This is a genomic window from Desulfofundulus thermobenzoicus (genome assembly GCF_009428905.1).
Taxonomy (GTDB): Bacteria; Bacillota; Desulfotomaculia; order Desulfotomaculales; family Desulfovirgulaceae; genus Desulfofundulus_A; species Desulfofundulus_A thermobenzoicus.
Genome location: NZ_WHYR01000140.1, coordinates 1 through 594, shown reverse-complemented (window position 1 = coordinate 594; position 594 = coordinate 1). Strand labels below are relative to the sequence as shown.

At 48.1% G+C, this 594-nt stretch carries 1 protein-coding gene and 1 pseudogene; both read right to left on the bottom strand.

Annotated elements, in window-relative coordinates:
* The coding region (locus GFC01_RS17900; protein ID WP_279233519.1) for an SLC13 family permease at window positions 1-202 on the bottom strand (202 nt) is incomplete at its 3' end.
* A 249-nt stretch (window positions 203-451) separates the two neighbouring features.
* Window positions 452-594, bottom strand: a pseudogene (locus tag GFC01_RS17895) (electron transfer flavoprotein subunit alpha/FixB family protein); the annotation flags it as partial.

The window sequence follows — 594 nt, the reverse complement described above, 5'->3', positions numbered from 1 at the left end:
TGATCATCATGCCCACCAGCAGACCGATGGTGTTGAAGTCAATGGCATGCACCGCTTCTTCCGGGTTGATGATGCCGGTGAGGGCCAAAAGGGCGGCTCCCACCAGGGCGGCCACCGTCCGGTGAATTTTTTCCGAAACGATGACGGCATAGGTGATTAAAAAAATGGCTGTGGCAAAAATGATCTGGGCCTGTACATACAAGGTTAATACCCCTCCAATAGTTACATCAAGCAATAAAGTCAGAATAAAACTAAATTAAACTACTAAACCCTTATGGGGCGGTTATCAAGAACATAAGAAATCATACGTTTTTTATCCCGCTCGACTCTACATCCTTGCGTAGCTTAGGGCAGAGACGGGATTTACTGCTGGCCCCAACGCGGCCATTATAGCAATAGATCCCTTCTTGCCACATGGGATGACCATTTACAGCTATATCCAGTCCTCGAATCAGCAAGATACCCTGTCACCCAGCAATTTTTTAAATTCCCGGGTTAACAGGGGCACCACCTCAAAGAGGTCGCCGACGATGCCGTAGTCGGCCACTTTAAAGATGTTGGCCTCCGGATCTTTGTTGATGGCCACAATCACCT